24 protein-coding genes and 2 riboswitches are annotated in these 19,868 nt (G+C 54.6%); of the genes, 15 read left to right on the top strand and 9 right to left on the bottom strand.

Annotation, left to right across the window (positions count from 1 at the left end):
- Positions 1-294: 294 nt before the first annotated feature.
- Positions 295-1,074, bottom strand: a complete 780-nt coding sequence (gene hemQ / locus KNP79_RS14305; RefSeq protein WP_034779456.1) for a hydrogen peroxide-dependent heme synthase — start codon at positions 1,072-1,074, stop codon at positions 295-297.
- A 338-nt stretch (positions 1,075-1,412) separates the two neighbouring features.
- Here hemQ and pta point away from each other — a divergent pair, with 338 nt between their 5' ends.
- The 4 genes from pta to KNP79_RS14325 all read left to right on the top strand — a co-directional run bounded on the left by pta (position 1,413) and on the right by KNP79_RS14325 (position 3,699).
- Positions 1,413-2,402, top strand: coding sequence for a phosphate acetyltransferase (pta, locus tag KNP79_RS14310; RefSeq protein ID WP_034779454.1), 990 nt, complete (start codon positions 1,413-1,415; stop codon positions 2,400-2,402).
- Positions 2,403-2,479: 77 nt separating this feature from the next.
- Positions 2,480-3,199 carry a DUF2711 family protein gene (locus KNP79_RS14315; protein ID WP_215192831.1) on the top strand — a complete coding sequence of 240 codons (720 nt, stop codon included), beginning with the start codon at positions 2,480-2,482 and terminating at the stop codon, positions 3,197-3,199.
- 36 nt (positions 3,200-3,235) lie between these two features.
- Positions 3,236-3,535, top strand: a complete 300-nt coding sequence (locus KNP79_RS14320; RefSeq protein ID WP_215189344.1) for a rhodanese-like domain-containing protein — start codon at positions 3,236-3,238, stop codon at positions 3,533-3,535.
- Positions 3,535-3,699, top strand: a complete 165-nt coding sequence (locus tag KNP79_RS14325; protein ID WP_034780156.1) for a hypothetical protein — start codon at positions 3,535-3,537, stop codon at positions 3,697-3,699. The genes KNP79_RS14320 and KNP79_RS14325 overlap by 1 nt, the downstream gene beginning before the upstream one ends.
- 36 nt (positions 3,700-3,735) lie before the next feature.
- Here KNP79_RS14325 and folE2 read toward each other — a convergent pair whose 3' ends face one another.
- Positions 3,736-4,644 (bottom strand): GTP cyclohydrolase FolE2, encoded by a 909-nt coding sequence (gene folE2 / locus KNP79_RS14330; RefSeq protein WP_021066012.1) that lies wholly within the window; start codon positions 4,642-4,644, stop codon positions 3,736-3,738.
- Positions 4,645-4,900: 256 nt separating this feature from the next.
- Here folE2 and KNP79_RS14335 point away from each other — a divergent pair, with 256 nt between their 5' ends.
- A complete protein-coding gene (locus tag KNP79_RS14335) occupies positions 4,901-5,734 on the top strand; it encodes a TerC family protein (protein WP_034779447.1) in 834 nt (277 codons plus the stop codon).
- Between the two features lie 36 nt (positions 5,735-5,770).
- On the opposite strand, the gene KNP79_RS14340 is transcribed toward KNP79_RS14335, so the two are convergent.
- From KNP79_RS14340 to KNP79_RS14355, 4 genes are read right to left on the bottom strand one after another with little or no spacing between them, the layout of a single operon-like run.
- Positions 5,771-6,304: a cupin domain-containing protein gene (locus tag KNP79_RS14340; RefSeq protein ID WP_215192832.1), complete on the bottom strand. Its 534-nt coding sequence runs from the start codon at positions 6,302-6,304 to the stop codon at positions 5,771-5,773.
- 13 nt (positions 6,305-6,317) lie between these two features.
- On the bottom strand, positions 6,318-6,935 hold the full coding sequence (locus tag KNP79_RS14345) for a methylthioribulose 1-phosphate dehydratase (RefSeq protein WP_215192833.1): 618 nt from the start codon (positions 6,933-6,935) through the stop codon (positions 6,318-6,320).
- Positions 6,932-7,582 (bottom strand): 2-hydroxy-3-keto-5-methylthiopentenyl-1-phosphate phosphatase, encoded by a 651-nt coding sequence (locus KNP79_RS14350; protein ID WP_214753581.1) that lies wholly within the window; start codon positions 7,580-7,582, stop codon positions 6,932-6,934. Before KNP79_RS14350 ends, KNP79_RS14345 begins: the two co-directional genes overlap by 4 nt.
- Positions 7,579-8,736, bottom strand: a complete 1,158-nt coding sequence (locus KNP79_RS14355; RefSeq protein WP_214796589.1) for a 2,3-diketo-5-methylthiopentyl-1-phosphate enolase — start codon at positions 8,734-8,736, stop codon at positions 7,579-7,581. The genes KNP79_RS14350 and KNP79_RS14355 overlap by 4 nt, the downstream gene beginning before the upstream one ends.
- 69 nt (positions 8,737-8,805) lie before the next feature.
- Positions 8,806-8,907: riboswitch (SAM riboswitch) on the bottom strand.
- 205 nt (positions 8,908-9,112) lie between these two features.
- Positions 9,113-9,215: riboswitch (SAM riboswitch) on the top strand.
- Between the two features lie 81 nt (positions 9,216-9,296).
- On the opposite strand from KNP79_RS14355, the gene mtnK reads away from it, so the two are divergent.
- Genes mtnK through KNP79_RS14380 form a run of 5 tightly spaced genes read left to right on the top strand, consistent with a single transcriptional unit; the run spans position 9,297 to position 14,927 of the window.
- A complete protein-coding gene (mtnK, locus tag KNP79_RS14360; protein ID WP_215192834.1) occupies positions 9,297-10,451 on the top strand; it encodes an S-methyl-5-thioribose kinase in 1,155 nt (384 codons plus the stop codon).
- Positions 10,448-11,482 carry an S-methyl-5-thioribose-1-phosphate isomerase gene (gene mtnA, locus KNP79_RS14365; protein ID WP_034779432.1) on the top strand — a complete coding sequence of 345 codons (1,035 nt, stop codon included), beginning with the start codon at positions 10,448-10,450 and terminating at the stop codon, positions 11,480-11,482. Before mtnK ends, mtnA begins: the two co-directional genes overlap by 4 nt.
- Positions 11,475-12,551, top strand: a complete 1,077-nt coding sequence (locus tag KNP79_RS14370; protein WP_034779430.1) for a sugar ABC transporter substrate-binding protein — start codon at positions 11,475-11,477, stop codon at positions 12,549-12,551. The genes mtnA and KNP79_RS14370 overlap by 8 nt, the downstream gene beginning before the upstream one ends.
- Positions 12,551-13,924, top strand: coding sequence for a sugar ABC transporter ATP-binding protein (locus KNP79_RS14375; RefSeq protein WP_215192835.1), 1,374 nt, complete (start codon positions 12,551-12,553; stop codon positions 13,922-13,924). The genes KNP79_RS14370 and KNP79_RS14375 overlap by 1 nt, the downstream gene beginning before the upstream one ends.
- Before the next feature lies 1 nt (position 13,925).
- Complete coding sequence (locus KNP79_RS14380; protein ID WP_052090187.1) at positions 13,926-14,927, top strand: ABC transporter permease; 1,002 nt, start codon at positions 13,926-13,928, stop codon at positions 14,925-14,927.
- Positions 14,928-14,936: 9 nt separating this feature from the next.
- Here the strand turns inward: KNP79_RS14380 and KNP79_RS14385 are convergent, their stop codons facing one another.
- Positions 14,937-15,422, bottom strand: a complete 486-nt coding sequence (locus tag KNP79_RS14385) for a GNAT family N-acetyltransferase (protein WP_214796598.1) — start codon at positions 15,420-15,422, stop codon at positions 14,937-14,939.
- 79 nt (positions 15,423-15,501) lie between these two features.
- On the opposite strand from KNP79_RS14385, the gene KNP79_RS14390 reads away from it, so the two are divergent.
- A complete protein-coding gene (locus KNP79_RS14390) occupies positions 15,502-15,882 on the top strand; it encodes a VOC family protein (protein ID WP_215192836.1) in 381 nt (126 codons plus the stop codon).
- Between the two features lie 28 nt (positions 15,883-15,910).
- Here KNP79_RS14390 and KNP79_RS14395 read toward each other — a convergent pair whose 3' ends face one another.
- A complete protein-coding gene (locus KNP79_RS14395; RefSeq protein WP_138858700.1) occupies positions 15,911-16,216 on the bottom strand; it encodes a winged helix-turn-helix transcriptional regulator in 306 nt (101 codons plus the stop codon).
- 117 nt (positions 16,217-16,333) lie between these two features.
- Between KNP79_RS14395 and KNP79_RS14400 the strand changes: the two genes are divergently transcribed.
- Genes KNP79_RS14400 through KNP79_RS14415 form a run of 4 tightly spaced genes read left to right on the top strand, consistent with a single transcriptional unit; the run spans position 16,334 to position 19,312 of the window.
- The gene (locus KNP79_RS14400) at positions 16,334-16,825 is read left to right on the top strand and encodes a lactoylglutathione lyase family protein (protein WP_021066026.1); all 492 of its coding nucleotides are present in this window, start codon (positions 16,334-16,336) and stop codon (positions 16,823-16,825) included.
- Between the two features lie 2 nt (positions 16,826-16,827).
- Positions 16,828-17,808 (top strand): zinc-binding dehydrogenase, encoded by a 981-nt coding sequence (locus KNP79_RS14405; protein ID WP_215192837.1) that lies wholly within the window; start codon positions 16,828-16,830, stop codon positions 17,806-17,808.
- 50 nt (positions 17,809-17,858) lie between these two features.
- Positions 17,859-18,917 (top strand): threonine aldolase family protein, encoded by a 1,059-nt coding sequence (locus tag KNP79_RS14410; RefSeq protein WP_215192838.1) that lies wholly within the window; start codon positions 17,859-17,861, stop codon positions 18,915-18,917.
- Positions 18,918-18,940: 23 nt separating this feature from the next.
- Positions 18,941-19,312 carry a YidH family protein gene (locus KNP79_RS14415; protein ID WP_021066029.1) on the top strand — a complete coding sequence of 124 codons (372 nt, stop codon included), beginning with the start codon at positions 18,941-18,943 and terminating at the stop codon, positions 19,310-19,312.
- Positions 19,313-19,356: 44 nt separating this feature from the next.
- Here the strand turns inward: KNP79_RS14415 and KNP79_RS14420 are convergent, their stop codons facing one another.
- Positions 19,357-19,857: an SRPBCC family protein gene (locus KNP79_RS14420; RefSeq protein ID WP_214753603.1), complete on the bottom strand. Its 501-nt coding sequence runs from the start codon at positions 19,855-19,857 to the stop codon at positions 19,357-19,359.
- Positions 19,858-19,868 lie beyond the last annotated feature (11 nt).

Consider the following 19,868-nt stretch of genomic DNA (forward strand, 5'->3'; position numbering starts at 1 on the left):
AAAGAAGGGGTCCGGTCACCGAAAATCGGTGACCGGACCCCTCTTTTTGATTGAAATACTTTAGAACTGGCTAGTTATGTCCCAGCCTCTTTCGCTGTGTATGTTGTAATTGTTGTTCAAATCGAAGTTGGACTAGTTCTGCTGCCGGTGCCATTCGTTCGATGAACGAATCTAAACGTTTCGCAGTGTCTCGATCTGATTCCTTGAACACGCGCATCGTTGTTCACCTCATTGATCATTGTTATGTTGCTTCTACAACAATGATTCCCGAGGGCATGATAGCGTAAACCTCGATTACCCGAGGAATGTGCCGAGTTCTTCTTTTGGAAGGATGTTCCCGACATAAAAGTCGCCGAACTCGCCATATTTGGCACTGACTTCATCAAAACGCATCTCATAGACGATCTTCTTGAATTGGAGCGAGTCTTCCGCGAACAAGGTGACGCCCCATTCCCAACCGTCGAAACCGGTCGAGCCGCCGATGAACTGTTGAATCTTACCGGCATAGCTGCGGCCGATCATGCTGTGGCGATACATGAGGTCTTTGCGCTCATCCATCGACAACGTATACCAGTTGTCCCCATCGCGACGAGCCTTGCTCATCGGGTAGAAGCAGATGTGGGCCGCTTTCGGGAGTGTCGGATAGAGGCGGGCCCGAATGTGAGGGTTCTCGTACGGGTCACCGTCTCCAGAACCTCGGTACATGCCGAGTTCGATGACAGACACGTATGAATAGCTTGGAATCATGTAATCGTATAATTTCGTCTTCCGAAGAGCGAGTTCGACTTGCTCGAGCTCTTTGAACGTCGGACGAAGGACCATCAAGACGACGTCCGCCTTTTGACCAAGGATCGAGTAAAAGGCATGGCTTCCTTCACCGCGTGTCTCGACATCTTCGAGTGAGCCGAGGAAGGCGACGAACTCGTCAATCATCTCTTGACGGGCGGTTGGGTCGACTGCTTTTAAACGAGTCCAATCGATGGAGCGGAAATCATGGAGCGTATACCAACCGTCTAACGTGGCGGCTGCGTGTTGCGTATCGGTTGTCGGTGTTGGTGCTGGACGTTCTGACATTAAAAAAACTCCTTTCGAGACTAGGCTTCGCTGACTATTTTACCATACACGAATCACCGCCTGGCAAATTTGACGCCGTTGTGAGGGTAGTCACACTTCGAGCCGGGTAAAGAGGTAAAGAGCAGTTTTTATGAAAACGGCTTCACAACGGGCTGTATCAGTCGAAAACGACAAACTGTTCTATCCATATAATGATTGATTTCAAGCGATTTATGACGAAATGGGCAGAATAGTTTATTTTAAAAAACGTACTGTGTATAATAAAACTCGCATATGGACGAGAGCGTCCGAGAGAGAAAAAATCCAATTTCTTCTAATCGAAAAGGAGTTCATTCACTATGAAACTATTTGACACGTTGAAACAAAAAGTCAGCCCGATTCGCCCGACCATCGTCTTCCCAGAAGGCGTTGACGAGCGCGTCCTCGGCGCCGCTGTTCGTTTGAAGAATGACGGCATGGTCGAACCAATCGTCATCGGACCAAAAGCTGAGCTTGAAGCGGTCGCTGCGAAGCATGGCTTTGACATCTCAGGTTTGACGCAATACGACCCAGCGACGTACGAAGACATCGACACACTCGTCGAGTCGTTCGTAGAACGCCGTAAAGGTAAAGCGACACCGGAACAAGCACGTGAATTGTTGTCGTCAGACGTGAACTACTTCGGTACGATGCTCGTCCACACAGGAAAAGCAGAAGGTCTCGTCTCAGGCGCGATGCATGCGACAGCCGACACGGTTCGTCCGGCCCTTCAAATCATCAAGATGCAAACAGGCATCAAAAAGACGTCAGGCGTCTTCATCATGGTACGTGACGACGAGCAGTACGTCTTCTCGGACTGCGCGATCAACATCGCACCGGACGCGGCTGACCTCGCCGAAAACGCCTACTTGTCAGCGTTGACAGCGAAGACGTTCGGCATCGAGCCGCAAGTCGCGCTCCTCAGCTTCTCGACAAAAGGTTCAGCGAAGTCGCCAGAGACGGAGAAAGTCATCGAAGCGACACGTCTCGCCAAAGAGAAGGCACCGAACCTTCCAATCGACGGCGAACTTCAATTCGATGCGGCGTTCGTCCCGAGCGTGGCGGCGAAGAAAGCACCAGGCTCTGAAGTGGCCGGAAATGCGAACGTCTTCGTCTTCCCAAGCCTCGAAGCCGGAAACATCGGCTACAAGATGGTTCAACGTTTCGGCGGATTCGAAGCGATCGGACCGATCCTTCAAGGTCTCAACAAGCCAGTCAACGACTTGTCGCGTGGCTGTAACGAAGAGGACGTCTATAAATTGACGCTCATCACAGCGGCACAAGCGATCGACGAGCGCAACGAAGCGTAAGTCAAAAGCATCCTTCCTGAGCGGGGGATGCTTTTTTTGTGGTCCCATTGTAAACTATTGGAAAAGGGGGCGAGGAAATGGATGAAGTGGAAGGCATCATCACATTGCCGGAAGGGCATCGGTACGCCATGTTCGGTGGCGGAGATGATTATCCGATCAAAACGTATTACGAAGGGGTGTTCGAAACAGTATTCGTCGTGTTTCATCCGTTTCTAGTCCCGAAAGACGACCCGACCGCGGTTGACCGTTATGTCGAGATGGATAAAAACGAGGTCGAACAGCAATTTCGGGCCATCACATGGGCAGATATGCGTCGCCGACTTGGCTTCGATGACATCAAACGCATCGATCACGCGCTTCGGACGATGATTGGGGCGCTGAAACCGCACGCCGAAGATCAAGAAGGTGCGAATCGAATCATCGAATTTTGCGATAGCGAGAACGTAATTCCACCGGGCGAAGGGGAACTGTCTGATCTTTTAGAGAATCAGATGTTACGAGCACTTCTTGAGATGGGAGAAGAGTGGATGTGGAGCGGGGACGAGTTCTGCACGGAACGGCATCTTATCAACATTCGGGAGACGCTAACCTCCGATACGTGGGGGATGCGGCATCGGACGTTCTTTGGACATCAACATGATTGGCTCATCGTACCGCCTTGGGATAGCCATTTCACGTTGATTTGCGGCAGCCGAGCATGGGCCGAGCAGGTGGTCGAGCGGTGCGAACTCGAAGGGTTCTATTGTGATGAAAACACGACAATCAATTGGAGTTTGTTTCATCGAAAACTGAGGTAAACTAGTAAGGGACAACACTTTTAAGGGGGAACCACCATGCAAAACATCCACGCAACCGAATTACGTGAAAAACTCGAGAACGGCGAATCGCTCCACATCATCGACGTCCGCGAACAAGATGAGTACGATGCGGGTCATATCCCGAACGTACCGCTCTATCCGCTGTCTGAATTTCCTGGCGTGACGGACAAGCTCGCGAAAGACAACGTCTATCACGTCATCTGTCGCTCAGGCGGCCGCAGTGTGACAGCATGTGATTATTTGGAGTCAGCAGGCTACAAGGTCATCAACGTCGAGGGCGGCATGCTCGCTTGGGACGGTGACGTCGAAGCGTGATGCTCGACAATCCATGGGTCGTCATCCCGCTGTTGATCGCGCTCTACTTGACCGTCTACACGTTCGTCAAACGAGTCGATGGGGACAAGTGGCGGCTCGTCTGGGCGGTCTGGATCATCGTCATCGTCATGATGTTGACGATTCGACTCGTCCAAAGCCTATAGAAAAACGAGTGAAGCCCGCGTAGGCTTCACTCGTTTTTAGTTATCGCGCTTATCAAATGTGATCGAAGCGATCGCATCGTGTTGGTGAATCGACTCTTCGTTGCGGCATTCGACGAAGAAATTGACGACTTGTTTCATTTCGTACAAGTCAGCCGCGATCAAGCGGACCATGTCTTCAACGAAACGCGGGTTTTCGTACGCAATTTCTGTCGCACGTTTCTCGTCCGGACGTTTGAGGACAGGGTGAAGCGGGGCCGATGCGTTCGACTCAGCTGCCTCAAGAAGCGCGAGACGCCAGTCGAAACCGTCGAGCGATGCTTCATCGAGACCGGCTTCGATCGTGATGTAGCCGCGTTGGTTGTGGGCACTGTATTCACTGATTTCTTTCGAGCATGGGCAGAGCGTCGTCACGTTGATGACGAGACCGACCGTCACGCTCGCCATACCTGTCTCTAAGTTATACGTCACGTTGTGCATGACGTCCGCGTTCATAAGACCGCTGAGACCTGTCGCCGGGGCTTTGCGGCTAAAGAACCATGGGTAACGGACCGTCAATTGACCTTCCGTCTGTTCCATGCGCTCGGCGAGTTCTTGCGCGAACTCGATGAGCGAGCGGTTCGATAACGTCCAGCCTTGCGTATGGTACGCGTCGAGCTGTTCTGTGAGACGCGACATGTTGATGCCTTTACGGTCTTGGACGAGCGATGTCGTCAACTCGAATGTGGCGACCGTCGCTTGGATGCCGTCTGGCGTCTCGATGTTGACCGGGTGTTTGACGTTTGAGATGCCGACGCTGTCGAGCGCGAACAAGAAGTTTTTTGGTGTGTTTTGTAGATCGACCATTTTATCTTTTTCAGTTGGCTTCGTGCCTTTGATCGGCGGGACCGAACCGAATAATTTATGTCGTTCTGCTTTAGTAGGTAAAGCGACATGGCTTGTAGACATAATCGGATTCTCCTTTTTTGAGAGGGCAAATGACTGCCACTCGTTCTTGTTAGGATTTTATCACGAAATGTACATCGACCGGGTACCATTTTGCTCTTTGAACATGCTTTGAACGTGCTCACAAATGAAAAAACTTCAGCAATTGAAGAAAAGAAGATTGATTTCAATCTAAATGGGGAATAAAATGTTCCTGTGAACTTAAAATATAGATCACTGTTAAATATGAAGGAACACAACAGAAAAAGGGGATGTTTTAATGGATTGGCAGTTAATCCTGCAGTACGCCTGGATCATCGTCGTACTCGTCGGTCTTGAAGGGCTGCTTTCTGCAGACAACGCGCTCGTCTTGGCGGTCATGGTCAAGCACTTGCCACGGACAGAGCAGAAGAAGGCACTATTTTACGGATTACTCGGAGCGTTCGTTTTCCGCTTCATCGCTTTGTTCTTGATCTCGTTCTTGATCAACGTCTGGCAAGTCCAGGCGCTCGGTGCGCTTTATTTGATCGGGATGAGTGCGCGGCATCTGTATATGACCTATAAGGCCCGTAAGATGGATCCGAAACAAGACCTCGCCGCTGAGGCGAAAGAAGAGACGGCCATCACGGAGAAGCCGGTCACGAAGAAAGAGTTCTGGTGGACGGTTGCTAAAGTCGAGTTCGCCGATATCGCCTTCGCGGTCGATTCGATTCTCGCAGCAGTCGCGCTCGCGGTCAGCTTGCCGCCACTCGGGCTCGGTGAGATCGGCGGCATCGACTCTGGTCAGTTCTTCGTCGTCTTGACAGGTGGACTCATCGGGGTCATCTTGATGCGTTTCGCCGCACGTATTTTCGTCAAGTTGTTGCATCAACGCCCATCACTCGAAACAGCTGCTTTCATCATCGTCGGCTGGGTCGGCGTGAAGTTGACGGTGCTCGTCCTCGAACACCCTGGCTTCAAGAAATTGATTGCCGGCACACCGTTCGAATTCATGGGTCTTCCGGACGGATTCGTCCACTCGACGGCGTGGACCGTGTTCTTCTGGTCGGTCATGGTCGGGATCGCGGCATGGGGTTGGTTCTCTTCAAAACCGACAGCCGCTGCCAAACATTAAAAAATGGTCTCTCGCCTTTGTGCGAGAGACCATTTTTCATGCTGTCACGTCTTGTTTCTCGTAAATCGGCACCCATCCCTCGGTCGTCACAAAGATGCGGACGGCGACGACTTTGCGGTCGTCTTGGAGCGTGAAGTAGTGGCGTGTGTTCACCGGCACCGAGATGAGGTCACCCGGGTTAAGCTCGATGTTGAAGTAGCCGCGCTCGGCGTCATCGATGGCGAAGATGCCATGGCCACTGACGATGAAGCGGACCTCGTCATCTGTGTGATGATGTTCCTTTTGGAAGTTGACGAGCAGTTCGTCCAAGTTCGGCGTCGCATCCGACAACGAGATGACGTCTGCCGTCTCATAGCCACGGCGCTCCGACACGTCACGAATCTCGTCACGGAACGTCGACAAGATCGCTTGTTTGTCCTCGTCCGTCAACTGATAGTTCTCTTGCAGGTTTTCCGGGAGCTTTGTGATATCCCACTGCTCATTTAAAATCCCGCGTGACTCTAAAAAGGCACTCACTTCAGTTTGATCGACGTAACGTTCTTCGGTTTGTTGGAAATAGACAGTTGCCATGGTTGGTTCCTCCTTATGAATGGACGCCTAGGGCGCGTAGTTTTAACGTATAGCTGAACAAGAACTCGTAAGCCTCTAAATAACGTTTGGCCGCGGCCGGGGTCTCGCCCCAGACGGTGATGCCGTGATTGCGGATGAGGACGGCGCCGGCGTTTGCCCGGATATGAGGGGCGAAGGCGGCTGCGAGCGTCGGGATGTCCGCATGGTTCTCGATAATCGGTACGCGGACGACCGCATCCTCGTCCCAGAAGCCGAGCGCCTTGATGATCTCTTGGCCGGTGAAGACGACTTCGCCGGTGGCGGCATGGAGCTCGGAGATGACATTATTGTCGACCGTATGGACGTGGAGCGAACACGTCGCGTCCGTCCGATTGAACACTTCGACGTGAAGCAGCGTCTCGGCGGATGGACGACCGTTCTGTTTGCCAATCAAGCGTCCGGCCGCATCGACGTGAACAAAGTCGTCCGGTGTTCGTTTTCGTTTATCGCGTCCGCTCGCCGTGACGAGAAATTCGAGCGGGTCATCGGAAACGCGAATCGCCAAATTCCCACTCGTTCCGGGGAACCAGTCGCGGGCGGCGAGTTCGTCTTTAATGTCGGCCAGTTCGAGCCAACGTGCGGCAAGGCTCATACGGCAACCTCCTTCAAGTGATGGGTGATGTCGTCAAACGTCTCGAACGGGGCGTAACGGATGCCTGCGTCTTCGCAGAGCGTGATGAGTTGACCTCGGGCGTAGACGAAGTCGGCACGCTTCGCGACCTCGAAGTCGGTCACCGAGTCGCCGATGACAATCAAGCGATCGGCGGGATTGACAAGGCGGCGAGCGAGCGTCGGCTTGCAACAGCCGCAATCGTTCGTACATTGTTCATCGCAAGCGTGCGGCCAAGCGACGGTGACCGTCTCAGCGGAGAAGTCGGCGACGTTGCAGTAGATATGCTCGGGGGCGACATGCCCGTCCAAGACCGGTTGCACGAAGAAGTCCATCCCGCCGCTGACGACGTCAAACTTCCAGCCATGGACCCGAACTTCTTCTAAAAATGCCGGGAACCCTTGGCGGAGCGTGATGCGCTCCAACAAATAATCACGGTAAGCCGGGGCGGCCTCGCTCGGCAACAGTCGAAACATTTGACCGACCCCGGATCGGATGGAAATCCGTTGCTCGAGGACCGCGTCTTTCAACTCGACCCAAGCCGGCGGGGCGAACGCCTTCATCAACGCGATGATATTGTCTTCCGCCGTAATCGTCCCGTCAAAGTCGCAGAGGATATGGGCCGTCATCGTGACGCCCACGCCTTCAACGCGGTATCGAGCTCGTCCGTCTGCCCTTCGGTTTGACCGAGTACGTGAGCGATGGCTTGTCGGAACGCACGAGCCCCGGCGGCTGCACCGTCCGGATGACCGTGAATGCCACCGCCGGCGTTGATGACGACATCCGTCCCGAAGTCCCGAATGATATCGGCGACGAGTCCCGGATGAATCCCCGCGGACGGGACCGGCAAAATCGGCTTCGACCAATGTGGTTCGGCACTCTGGTCACGAATCACGAACGCCTCGTCGCGCGGTGTCGCAAGTGAGCCGTACGGTGACGGGAAGAGCGTCAAATCGGCCCCGGCGAGGCGAGGGAGTTTACCGAGCAAAAGCGAATGACTGATTGATCCGGTCAAGGCGCCGGCAAAGGCCGGATGTGCCAAGATCGGGACGTGGATATCCGGATCGTTCGCGAGTTCGCGCAGTGCGTCGAGACCGTACGTATAGACGTTGAACAGGAGCGCCGTCGCACCGGCCTCGATGAGACGGAGCGCCTGGTCACGCAGACCGAACACGGGGCCGCTCAGCGTGATGGCGTACAGGACGCGTTTCCCGGTCGCCTCGAAGTGGGCTTGAATGACGTCCGCTCCGATCCGGGCCCGTTCAAGCGACGGGGTGAGCGGGTTGTCGTATAAAATCTCGTCGTCTTTGACGATATCGATGCCACCGGCGAACTGATCGCGGAGTTGCTGCTCGAGAAACGCGAGGTCACGGCCGATGACGCCTTTGAAGATGCTCATGACGAGCGGGCGATCCTGAACGCCGAGCAACTCACGAATCCCGTCGACACCGAACTTGGCGCCTTTGAAATCAGAGGCGAGCGTCTCCGGCAACGTCAAATCGATTAATCGGACCGAATCATCGAGGGACAGTTTCCCGAACGTCGTCGTCAAGATGGATGAAAAGTCAGGGCTGACATTATGTAACGGATAGCGGATTGTGAAGCGGCTCGTCGTGTCCGTATGTGTGGTTGATACGACCTCACCTCGGAACGCCTGTAACTGCTCTTGCTCTAAGTGAGGCAAGTCCGTCCATGTGCCGACGGTCAGCTCGAGGGCGATCTTGTTGGCGACGGTCGCGACCGCGTCCGTCCGTTTGATTTCATATGTGGCAGTGATACTCATATGGTTCCTCCTTCCAGGCAAACAAAAATGACCCCATGCCGAGGCAAGAGGTCATCATAAAAAAATGAACTCTTATCTCTCAGCTTACGCTGCAAGAATTAGCACCGTGCCATCTCTGGTCGGTTGCTGCGACATCATCGGGCTTGTCCCTCCGTCTGCTCTTGATAAGAATGTGATTTGAAGTTGTGAAATTTAATTGAATTTTTGCACAGAATCATCACGTCGTCAATTCCTTTTTTTCCAAAAAAAATATTTTGGAAAGTTGTTTCCATATATGCACAAAAAAAGACGGAGGTGCACCGAGAAAATGACGTTGACAATTGTGACGTCGAGTCCGTAATATTCAGCACATAAGTTCACCGAATCGAATAAACCACTCTTATCGCGAGTTGGCAGAGGGAATTGGCCCGATGACGCCGCAGCAACCGACCACTAGGCACGGTGCTACATCCACCAGACGAATGTCTGACAGATGAGAGGAACAACCAGTTTGGCTGTGCCTCTTTCTCGCGGAGAAAGGGGCTTTTTTTGTGGGCAACGTACAGGAAGGGGAAAACATCATGTCATATCAACCATTTACAGAACAGACCGTCGTCGAGCATGTGAAAACGTTGGGGTTAATCGAAGACGGAGGCATCACGCATTGCGAGGAGATCGGGGACGGCAATTTGAACCTCGTTTTCCGCATCCGACAAGGCGAAACGAGTCTCATCGTCAAACAAGCGCTCCCGTATGCGAAAGTCGTCGGCGAAAGTTGGCCACTCACACTTGAACGGGCGTGGATCGAGCAGTTGGCATTGCGCGAATTCGCCAACGTCGTCCCTCGTTTCGTTCCAATCGTGCTTGGTAGTGACCGCACGCTCGCCTACACGATTTTAGAGGACCTGTCAGATTTTGAGATCGTTCGGACAGGCTATTTGGAAGGGAAAACGTATCCTGAACTGGCCCGCCATGTTGGTGAATTTTTAGGCGAGACGCTGTTCGCGACGTCGGATTACGCGGCCGGACCGATTGCGAAGAAGCGGATTGAACGTGACTATTACAACCCAGAACTGTGTGACATCACCGAGAAACTCATCTTCACCGACCCGTTCAAAGACGCGGAGTCGAACAACATCGAGACGGCGCTGCGAGAAGATGTCGAACGCCTTTGGCAAGACCAAGCGCTCAAAGTCGAGGTGACGAAACTGAAAGTCGGCTTTGTCACGAAACATGAGGCACTCCTACACGGCGACCTACATACGGGGAGCATCTTCGCGACTCAACAAGAAACGAAGATTATCGATCCAGAGTTCGCGTTTTACGGACCGTTCGGCTTCGACCTCGGCCAAATCATCGCCCATTTGACGCTGTCGACGTTCCATGACCCGCTCAAACGCTTCGAGCGTTTCACGGACGTCTTGACGGTGTGGGAGACGTTTGAGAAGACGTTTCGGGCCAATTTTGAACGCGCCGTCGAGCCGTTCAACACGGACGGTTTCGTCGACGAGTTGTTGCGGACGATTTTCAGCGACACGATCGGCTACGCCGGTTGCGAACTCATTCGCCGTGCCGTCGGACTGGCCGGTGTCGCCGATCTCGAGACGTTGCCGGAAGCGACGCGGCTCGAACGAAAACGTGACGCGCTCTCCCTCGGGACGGCGCTCATTAAAGAACGCCACAGCGTCGAATCGATTGACGACTTGGTGACACTCCTGTCGGGGGTGCGCGTATGACGGTCCAAAACATCCGTTTCCATTCACAGACAGACGAACTCATCGTATTGGATCAGACGTTGTTGCCGCATGAAGAGCGGTACGTGACGATTGAGACGCTCGAACAGGCCGAACATGCCATCGAGACGCTCCAAGTCCGCGGCGCCCCGGCCATCGCATACTTCGGGGCGTTCGTCCTCGCCAAAGAGGCGGGCCGGTTAGTCGACGATCCGGACTTTACGCGTCGGCTCGACCTCGTCGGACGCCGCTTGATCGCGACCCGGCCGACGGCGGTCAATCTGCAAAACGTGATCGAATCGCTCCTTGATTTAAATGTCGGGGACGACTTCGAGGCGATTGCCGAGGAAATCAAACGCCGCGCCATCGCTTTGTACGACCGGGACGTCGATACGTACCGGGCCATCGGCGAGCATGCACTGACGGTGTTGCCGGCCGGGGGGAACGTGTTGACGATTTGCAACGCCGGTGCCATCGCGACATCGCGTTATGGGACGGCGCTCGCCCCGTTTTACGTTGGAAAAGAACGCGGTGTATCCTTCAACGTCTTCGCCTGTGAGACGCGGCCGCTCCTGCAAGGGGCACGCCTCACCGTCTGGGAGCTCGACCGGGCCGATATCGACGTGACGCTCATCACTGACAATATGGCGGCTTGGACGATTCAGTCGAAACGAGTCGATGCCATCATCGTCGGAGCCGACCGCATCACACGGACGGGGCACGTCGCCAATAAAATCGGGACGTTGCAGCTCGCCGTCCTCGCCAAGCATTACGGCATTCCGTTCTACGTCGCTGCGCCGCATTCGACGTTCGATTTGACGGCGGATGACACGATTGAAATCGAGGAGCGGAACCCGTCAGAAGTCACACATATCGGTGGTCAACCGACGGCGCCCGTCGGCATCACCGTCTTCAATCCGGCGTTCGACGTCACGACGCCCGATCTCATCACCGGACTCATCACCGAGGCGGGTGTGTTCGAACCGACAGAGGCCGCCATCACACATCATGTAGGGGGAACGATTCATGTCTAAAAAACTCTTGATTTTGTTATTCACATTCGTCTTGGCGCTCGTCGGTTGCACGAACGAGCAAGCGGCCCCATCGAAGCCGGCCGAGAAGACGGCAGAGACGAAACCCGTCTCGGTCTCGAACGGGACGTTGCCAAAAGATATCGACGTCGCCCTCATCATGCAGATGTCGATCGGGACGTTCTCGTCGCAGTATATCAATGGGGTGACGGAACAAGTCGAATCGTTCGGCGGCAACGTGAAAGTGTACAACGCCGACAACGATCTGTCGAAGATGGCGAGTTACGTCGACACGGCGACGACGCAAGGCGTCGATGTCATCTTGATTGACCATGGCCGCGCCGATGCATTGAAAGAACCGGTCCAACGCGCACTCGACAAAGGCATCAAAGTCGTCGCGTTCGACAATGATTTGACGAACGACGGGGTGACGGTCATCGACCAGGACGACTATTCGCTCGCTTGGCGTTCGCTCAAGGCACTGGCCGAAGATTTGGACGGCGAAGGCAAAATCGTCACGATTTGGGTCGGTGGCTTCACACCGATGGAACGACGCCACACGATTTATGATGCGTTCTTGAAACGCTACCCGGGCATCACGGAAGTCGCCAAGTTCGGTTCGGCGACGAACAATACGGCGCTCGACACACAGAGCCAGATGGAAGCGATCTTGAAGAAGTATCCGGAAGGCGAGATTGATGCCGTATTCGCGATGTGGGACGAGTTCGCCAAAGGGGCGAGCCGTGCCATCAAACAGGCCGGACGCGATGAAATCGCCGTCTATGGCATCGATTTGAGTGACGAAGACCTTCAACTCATGCAAGAGGACGGCAGCCCGTGGAAAGTGACGGCGGCGACGGATCCGGCTGAAATCGGACGGATCCAAGTCCGTTACGCGTATCAAAAACTGGCGGGTGAAGAGACGCCGTCGATTCATTCAGTCGATCCGTATCTCGTCGACCGTGACGTCTTGCCGGACGAAAAAGTGACGATGGACGACCTCGGCCAATACGTCCCGAACTGGGGCGCGTCAGACGCGGCCTGGTCGGACTGGATGAAAGGGACGGACTGATGTTACGGCTGGAACGCGTCACGAAACGTTATGGCGACGTCACCGTGCTCGACGATGTCAACTTCACGCTCCGACGTGGCGAGATTCATGGCTTGCTTGGATTGAACGGGGCCGGAAAGAGCACGCTCGTGAAGCTGTTGAGTGGCGCCATCACCCCCACATCCGGGACGATCGAACTCGATGAGACACCGGTCACATTCACACCGGCCGAGGCGATACGCCGCGGGGTCATCACGGTGTCGCAAGAAGTCGATGACGCCCTCTATCTCGATTTACCGATTTATGAAAACGTCGTGCCGTGGCAGGCGGTCGAACGGATTCGTCCTCGTGAGCTAAAACAGCGAGCGGCCACCTACTTGGAGCGCGTCGGACTGGATCTTAATGTGACCGAACCGGTCGGGCGTTTCCCGCTCAGTGTCAAGCAACGTGTCTTGATTGCCCGTTCGCTCGCGAGTGATGCGGCCTACCTCTTGCTCGACGAACCGACGGCCGCCTTGTCGACGGATGATGCGGCGGCACTGCTCACATTACTGCAGTCGCTCGCAGCAGAGGACGTCGGCATTCTTCTCATCACGCACCGGTCGGACGAACTGTCGCGCGTCACCACGACGACGACGTTCCTCCGGGATGGGCGCATCGCTTACGAAGGGCCGTTTCAGGCGTTGTCAGAACGGGATATCCATACGTATTTGAGCGGATCCGACATGGCAGAGGCGGTAGCGAAAGCCGTTCCTGAAACCGAGATCCGGATTCAGGCAGAGCTCACGTTACCGACGTTCGGGACGAGGCTTTCGTTCACGGCGTATAAAGGCGAAGTCGTCGGCATCGGAGGCGTCACCGGGAGCGGGAAGACGGAGTTGATCGAGGCGCTATTCGGTCTCTCTGGTGTCGAACAACAAGTGACGTTGGACGGGAAACCGCTCAAGATTCGTGAACCGCGTCAGGCGGTCCGGTCCGGGTTTGCCCTCGTACCGGAAGAACGCCGGAAACAGGGGCTTTTCCTCGACGATTCGATTGAACGGAACGTCCTCGCGATTGAAGGGAAGGCGAACGCGATCACACGCGTATTGGCCTCGCTGCGAGTGAAATACGACCAGGTCGGGCAACCGGTCCGGGAGCTGAGCGGGGGGAATCAACAAAAAGTTGTCCTCAGCAAATGGCTTCTCGAGGACCGGGACATCTATTTGCTCGACGAACCGACGAAAGGCGTCGACGTGACGGCGAAACGGGATATTTATGAACTCGTCATCCGCCTCGCGAAAAGTGGAAAGACTGTCATCTTTACGTCGAGTGAACCGCATGAACTAGAATTGATCGCCAACCGGACGCTTTGGCTCGACCGCGGCCGTTGGCAACAGAAAGGAGGCGTCTAACATGGCCCAACTCGTCATCAAACAGCGCACGAAACGCTTCAGCGGCATCGGTCAATACGGGACGTTGTTCGCGATTCTCGCACTGATCGCCGTCTTCGGCGTGACGAACGACCAGTTTTTGACGTACGCGAACTTCAGCGACATCATCAAGTCCGTATCGATCGTCTCGCTGCTCGCCCTCGGGGTGACCTTCTCGCTCATCGTCGGCGGATTCGACTTATCGGTCGGCTCGACGGCGAGCCTCGCGACAATCGGGGCGGCGTCGAGTCTCGTGTTACATAGTCAAGAACTGCTCGTCGCTTTGCTCGTCCCGATTGCCCTCGGCGTGCTCGTCGGGCTGTTGAACGCGCTCGTGACGATCAAGTTCCGGTTACCGGATTTGCTCGCGACGCTGGCCATCATGTACGTCATCAACGGGGTCCAATTGACGTATACGAAAGGTTTTTCAATCTACGACAACATGCCGATTGAAGGAGGGACGGCACCGGGACGATTCATCCCGTCGTTCCTCTTCATCGGCCAAGGCTCGATCGGTCCCGTTCCATTCGTTGCCATCTTGATGATTCTCTTCTTCGCCGGAGCCCATCTATTTTTGACGTATTCGAAGACGGGACGCGAGTTTTATTACGTCGGCTCGAACGTCGAGGCGGCCCGCCGCTCCGGCATCGCCGTCACACGGATCAAACTGTACGCGTACGTGTTGAGCGGTCTGTTCGCGGCCATCGGCGGCATCATTTTGGCGTCGCGCATCGGTACCGGACAAGTATCGGCCGGAGCACCGCTCCTCATGGACGCCGTCGCGGCCGCCTATATCGGCTACGCCGTCTTCGGGACCGGGCGACCGAACGTCGTCGGTACGTTGATCGGTGCCATCTTGATTGGGATTTTGCTGAACGGACTGACGATGTGGGACGTGCCGTATTACGCCCAAGACATCGTCAAAGGGGTGATTTTGATTGCGGCGCTCGGCTTGTCATACATCCAAAAGAAACAGCTCACATAGGAAAAGTCCTCAGAACGGTTGGTTCTGAGGACTTTCTTGACGTTCCATTTGGATGAAAGTGAACGTGCTCCCGTTCGTCGGTTGTGGAAACGAACCGGTCTGCGTGAACCCGCACGACTCATAGACACGGATTGCCCGCACGTTGAAGGCGGCGACGGACAAGGTGATGCGATGAGGTGAGTACGTCGCTTTGACGAAGTCGAGAATCGATGTGACGAACGCTCGTCCGCTCCCGTTCCCGGTCAAATCGGGCTTCATGCCGAGCCCGATATCGACCGTCTCGGCATCCGCTTGCGCGACGCTCACGAAGCCGACCAATTCCTCGTCTGAGGTGATGGCGAACACCGACTGTTCGCGCTGTTCGACGTCTAAAAATTCGGCCAAATCGTCCTGGTCGGCCTCCATATCATAAAACGCATAATCGCCTTCGTAATGCCACGTGTAGGCGATCGTTTCCGCCTGTGGCTGGGTCAGGACAGCGAATTGATGGGTCATTTGAATTTCCTCGTTTCACGAGCAGGATGTAGTGCTACACTCATCATAGCACCACCAACTTGGAAAATGAGGTGATCACATGGGAATCAAGCTAGATATGATTGGCATCGTCGTCGAAGACATGAAACGGGCGCTCAATTTTTACCGTTTGCTCGGCCTGTCGATCCCGGAAGCGATGGATGGGGAAGCGCACGTCGAAATCGATGATGGCGGTGTCCGGCTCGCCTTCGATACGGTCGAAGTGGCGGAGTCGGTGTATGGGGAATGGAAACCGGCGACGGGGCACCGGGTCGAACTTGCTTTCTTGTGCGATAGTCGGGATGAACTGGATGCGCGCTATGAAGCGATCGTCGGACAGGGCCATGCCTCGCACCGCGAACCGTGGGATGCGTTTTGGGGACAACGTTACGCCATCGTCATCGATCCGGACGGAAACCTGATCAGCCTATTCGCAGCATGACAAAACCCGCGCCGGATTCGGCGCGGGTTTATTCGTCGTGTGTCTCGCCCCAAGAGCAGAGCGCCTTCATGGCTGGTTGCAGGCTGAGTGCGTCCTCGGTGAGCGAGTATTCGACGTGAAGCTGTTTCTCGGTCGAATAGTCGATGCGGCGGACCATGCCAAGTTGTTCGAGTTCACGGAGTTGGTCGGTCAACACTTTACGGCTGACGTCGGGGATGGCGCGCTGAATCTCCGAGAAGCGGCGCGGGCCGTTCTCGAGCGTACAGTACACTTGAGGCCGCCATTTACCGCCGATGATGTCGAGCGCCTTATTGACGGGGAACGGGGTCGTCATGTTCAATTCGCCTCGCTTTCGGGTAGTTACTTGAATGTGCGTACTATTTTTCTTGCTTCGATGAAGGTATCGTATCGTTATCCAACAAATTGAGCAAACAAAAAGGAGCGGATGACAGTGACTTATCCACGTACATTCTCACATATCGGACTATCGGTCCCGAGTGTGACCGAAGCAGTGAAATTTTATGAGGACGTGATGGGCTGGTACACGATCATGCAACCATCGGACGTCGTCGAGGACGACTCGCCAATCGGTGTCATGTGTACCGACGTGTTCGGACCGGGCTGGGGCAGCTTCAGAATCGCCCATATGTCGACGGGCGATAAGATTGGCATCGAGCTGTTCGAGTTCCCGAACAATGAGAAGCCGGAGAACAACTTCGAGTTTTGGAAGACGGGCATTTTCCACTACTGTGTCCAAGACCCGGACATCGAGGGGCTCGTCGAAAAAATCGTTGCCCATGGTGGCAAACAACGGATGCCGATTCGAGAATATTACCCGGGCGATAAGCCGTACCGAATGGTGTACTGTGAAGATCCGTTCGGCAATCTCGTCGAAATCTACTCACATTCTTACGAACTAACGTATTCGGAAGGAGCGTATTAAGCATGAAAGCATGGTTACTCGATCAACCTGGATTAGAACATCTTCACATCGGTGAGGTAGAGCGCCCGACACCAGGAGCGGGCGAATTGCTCATCAAAGTCGAAGCGGTCGCCTTGAACCCGGTCGACTATAAAGTCGGTACGAACGGCAACCCGAATTGGTCGTATCCACATATTCTCGGCGTCGACCTCGTCGGGGAAGTTGTCGAAGTCGGTTCGAGCCTCGCCAATATCATCACCGGTTCACGAGTCGCCGTCCATACGAGTCTCGGGAACAACGGCGGATTTGCCGAGTATGCGGTCGTCGACGCGCGTGCTTGTGCCGTCGTGCCACCGGAAGTGAGCGATGAGGCTGCAGCGGCCATCCTGTGTGCCGGGATGACGGCATATGAGGCCATCATGCAGAAATTGAATACGCGCGACAAAGAGACGATTCTCGTCCATGCCGGAGCGGGTGGCGTCGGCGGTTACGCGATTCAGCTCGCGAAGAAACTCGGTCTCAAAGTGTTCACGACGGCATCGCCGGACAACTTTGACTGGGTGAAAGGACTCGGTGCCGATGTCGCCATCGACTACAACGTCGAAGACGTGACGGAGAAAGTCATGGAGCTGACAGACGGCCGCGGAGTCGACTTGATTTTGAACACGGTCGGACGCGACGTAGCGACGGCCGATTTGGATCGACTCGCCTTCAGCGGACAGCTCGCCTACATCGCTGGTCCACCTGACATATCGAACATGAAAGGGTTCACGCTGTCACCATCCATCCATGAGGTCGCCCTCGGTGCGGCTCATGCGAGTGAGAATGAGCGAGCCATCCGTAACTTGTCTTATATGGCTGAAGAAATGATGAAGTTGCTCGAGGCAGGCGAGTTGAATGATCTTGTCACGGACGTCTTGCCGTTCGAGCGGTTGAAAGACGGGCTCGAACAACTACAAACACGAAAAGTACGCGGCAAATTAATCGTCCGCATGCGCGACTAACTTGGAAGCCTCCTGTCTATGGACAGGAGGCTTGTTGTGGAGGGAATGACATGAATTTACGCACATCGTATCAACAGACGTCGCATCAATTGAGCGGTCACGGCAAACGGAACGTTGGCGTCTTGCGACAGGCGTTCGCCGAGGTCGACCCGAATCAGGCCAGCGACCATTATGGGACAGGTGAAGTGATTGAGCGGTTCGAGCAGAAACTGGCACAAGAACTCGGTATGGAAGACGCCATCTTCTTCCCGAGCGGCACGATGGCACAACAAATTGCCTTACGGATTTGGGCGGACGAGACCGACAATCGAAGCGTCGCCTATCATCCGCTCTGTCACTTGGAGATTCATGAACAAGATGGGTTGAAAGAGTTGCACCACCTCGAGCCGATTTTGATTGGGGACGAGAAGCGATTGATGACGCTCGACGAAGTGAAGGCGTTACCGGATGTCGCCTGCCTGTTGATTGAGTTGCCACAACGGGAACTCGGCGGTTACTTACCGTCATTTGCTGAACTTGAGGCGATTAGTCATTTGTGCCAGGAGCGAGGGATTCGTCTGCATCTAGATGGAGCGCGCCTCCTCGAGACGCTCCCATATTATGAGAAGACAGCGGAGGAAGTATGTGCGTTGTTCGATAGCGTCTACGTCTCATTCTATAAAGGCATCGGCGGTATTGCAGGTGCCATCTTAGCAGGACCTAAACCGTTCTGTGACGAGGCGAGAATGTGGAAACGGCGGTACGGCGGTGATTTGATTGGACTGTACCCGTACATCATCCCGGCTGACTATTACTACGAGCTACGGAAAGACCGAATGGGGACGTATGTCGAGCAGGCGAAGGAACTGGCGCGCCGCTTCAATGCGCTCGACGGAGTGTGGACGACACCGGAAGTCCCGGTGACGAACATGTTCCATCTTCATCTCGAAGGGGACGACGAAGCGGTCGCGGCACGGATTCAATCCGTTCAAGAGACGACAGGGGTCGGCGTCACGGGCTATCTCGTACCACATGACGACTATTGTTCGACCGAGATCAGTATCGGGGATGCGTATGGAGAGATTGATGAACATCAACTCAATCGATTATTCGAACAATTAGAGCAATGATGAGCTAGAAAGAAGGGATATCGGTGAAACTAGATTTAGAGAAGACGGTCGATTCGCAGTACATCCAGCAACATCTCGCCAACGAGCGGACGTTCCTCGCCTGGATTCGGACGGCCATCACGGTCATCGGAATCGGTTTTCTCGTGACGAACTTCCACTACTATCGAAGTGAAAATTTGAGCGGGGCCGAGCACCAATTGATTACGGCGATCGGCATCTTGTCGATTATTTTCGGCATTGCGACGATTCTCGTCGGGACCCGGTCGTATTTGAAAAAGGTGCATACGATCAACTCTCAGCAGTTCAAGTCAGCGAAGATGAGCCTCGTCGCGCTCGCCATCGGGATGGTGTTCATTTTCACGTTGATTTTGATTGTCAGTTACTTTTTATTTTGACGACAAACAAGCACCGCGCCTCGGATGAGGAGCGGTGCTTGTCGTTATCTGGAGACGATGGCGTCGAGCCGTTCGAGCTGCGAAGAAAACCCTTCGACGGCCCCCATCTCGACGACTTGCTGGAGCGACTCGGCGTCCGTGAATTCGGAGCGGCTGATGAACAGCGTGCCGTTTGGGATATCGATGAACTCATTGGTAATTGTCATGACGGGAAGTTCTGGATTGACGTGCCCGTCTGCGTCCGAGAACGCATCCGTGTAGACGATTTTTCGATGCGAATCAATCTCGAGAAACGTCGATTTCCCCCAGGACTCCATACCGTAATAGTCGCCTTGATCCTTGTCGACACATGTCATTTTGTAATGCCACGTGCCACCAGGTTCGAACTCGAACGTTCGAATCTCTGTCTTCCATCCGGCCGGCCCCCACCAGGATTCGAGGTGGGCCGGTGTCGAGAACGCCTCGAACACGAGCTCACGCGGTGCGTTGAAACTTCGTTCGACAACTAACGTGTTGCCTTCGACTTGAGATTTCACTTTTTCCATTGGAAAGACCC

The organism is Exiguobacterium sp. s7 (genome assembly GCF_018618195.1).
Classification (GTDB): Bacteria; Bacillota; Bacilli; order Exiguobacteriales; family Exiguobacteriaceae; genus Exiguobacterium; species Exiguobacterium mexicanum_A.

What these genes read in the sequence shown, in the direction of transcription:
- hemQ (WP_034779456.1), bottom strand. Translation starts at nt 1,074, where the DNA reads ATGTCAGAACGTCCAGCACCAACACCGACAACCGATACGCAACACGCA.
- pta (WP_034779454.1), top strand. Translation starts at nt 1,413, where the DNA reads ATGAAACTATTTGACACGTTGAAACAAAAAGTCAGCCCGATTCGCCCG.
- KNP79_RS14315 (WP_215192831.1), top strand. Translation starts at nt 2,480, where the DNA reads ATGGATGAAGTGGAAGGCATCATCACATTGCCGGAAGGGCATCGGTAC.
- KNP79_RS14320 (WP_215189344.1), top strand. Translation starts at nt 3,236, where the DNA reads ATGCAAAACATCCACGCAACCGAATTACGTGAAAAACTCGAGAACGGC.
- KNP79_RS14325 (WP_034780156.1), top strand. Translation starts at nt 3,535, where the DNA reads ATGCTCGACAATCCATGGGTCGTCATCCCGCTGTTGATCGCGCTCTAC.
- folE2 (WP_021066012.1), bottom strand. Translation starts at nt 4,644, where the DNA reads ATGTCTACAAGCCATGTCGCTTTACCTACTAAAGCAGAACGACATAAA.
- KNP79_RS14335 (WP_034779447.1), top strand. Translation starts at nt 4,901, where the DNA reads ATGGATTGGCAGTTAATCCTGCAGTACGCCTGGATCATCGTCGTACTC.
- KNP79_RS14340 (WP_215192832.1), bottom strand. Translation starts at nt 6,304, where the DNA reads ATGGCAACTGTCTATTTCCAACAAACCGAAGAACGTTACGTCGATCAA.
- KNP79_RS14345 (WP_215192833.1), bottom strand. Translation starts at nt 6,935, where the DNA reads ATGAGCCTTGCCGCACGTTGGCTCGAACTGGCCGACATTAAAGACGAA.
- KNP79_RS14350 (WP_214753581.1), bottom strand. Translation starts at nt 7,582, where the DNA reads ATGACGGCCCATATCCTCTGCGACTTTGACGGGACGATTACGGCGGAA.
- KNP79_RS14355 (WP_214796589.1), bottom strand. Translation starts at nt 8,736, where the DNA reads ATGAGTATCACTGCCACATATGAAATCAAACGGACGGACGCGGTCGCG.
- mtnK (WP_215192834.1), top strand. Translation starts at nt 9,297, where the DNA reads ATGTCATATCAACCATTTACAGAACAGACCGTCGTCGAGCATGTGAAA.
- mtnA (WP_034779432.1), top strand. Translation starts at nt 10,448, where the DNA reads ATGACGGTCCAAAACATCCGTTTCCATTCACAGACAGACGAACTCATC.
- KNP79_RS14370 (WP_034779430.1), top strand. Translation starts at nt 11,475, where the DNA reads ATGTCTAAAAAACTCTTGATTTTGTTATTCACATTCGTCTTGGCGCTC.
- KNP79_RS14375 (WP_215192835.1), top strand. Translation starts at nt 12,551, where the DNA reads ATGTTACGGCTGGAACGCGTCACGAAACGTTATGGCGACGTCACCGTG.
- KNP79_RS14380 (WP_052090187.1), top strand. Translation starts at nt 13,926, where the DNA reads ATGGCCCAACTCGTCATCAAACAGCGCACGAAACGCTTCAGCGGCATC.
- KNP79_RS14385 (WP_214796598.1), bottom strand. Translation starts at nt 15,422, where the DNA reads ATGACCCATCAATTCGCTGTCCTGACCCAGCCACAGGCGGAAACGATC.
- KNP79_RS14390 (WP_215192836.1), top strand. Translation starts at nt 15,502, where the DNA reads ATGGGAATCAAGCTAGATATGATTGGCATCGTCGTCGAAGACATGAAA.
- KNP79_RS14395 (WP_138858700.1), bottom strand. Translation starts at nt 16,216, where the DNA reads ATGACGACCCCGTTCCCCGTCAATAAGGCGCTCGACATCATCGGCGGT.
- KNP79_RS14405 (WP_215192837.1), top strand. Translation starts at nt 16,828, where the DNA reads ATGAAAGCATGGTTACTCGATCAACCTGGATTAGAACATCTTCACATC.
- KNP79_RS14410 (WP_215192838.1), top strand. Translation starts at nt 17,859, where the DNA reads ATGAATTTACGCACATCGTATCAACAGACGTCGCATCAATTGAGCGGT.
- KNP79_RS14420 (WP_214753603.1), bottom strand. Translation starts at nt 19,857, where the DNA reads ATGGAAAAAGTGAAATCTCAAGTCGAAGGCAACACGTTAGTTGTCGAA.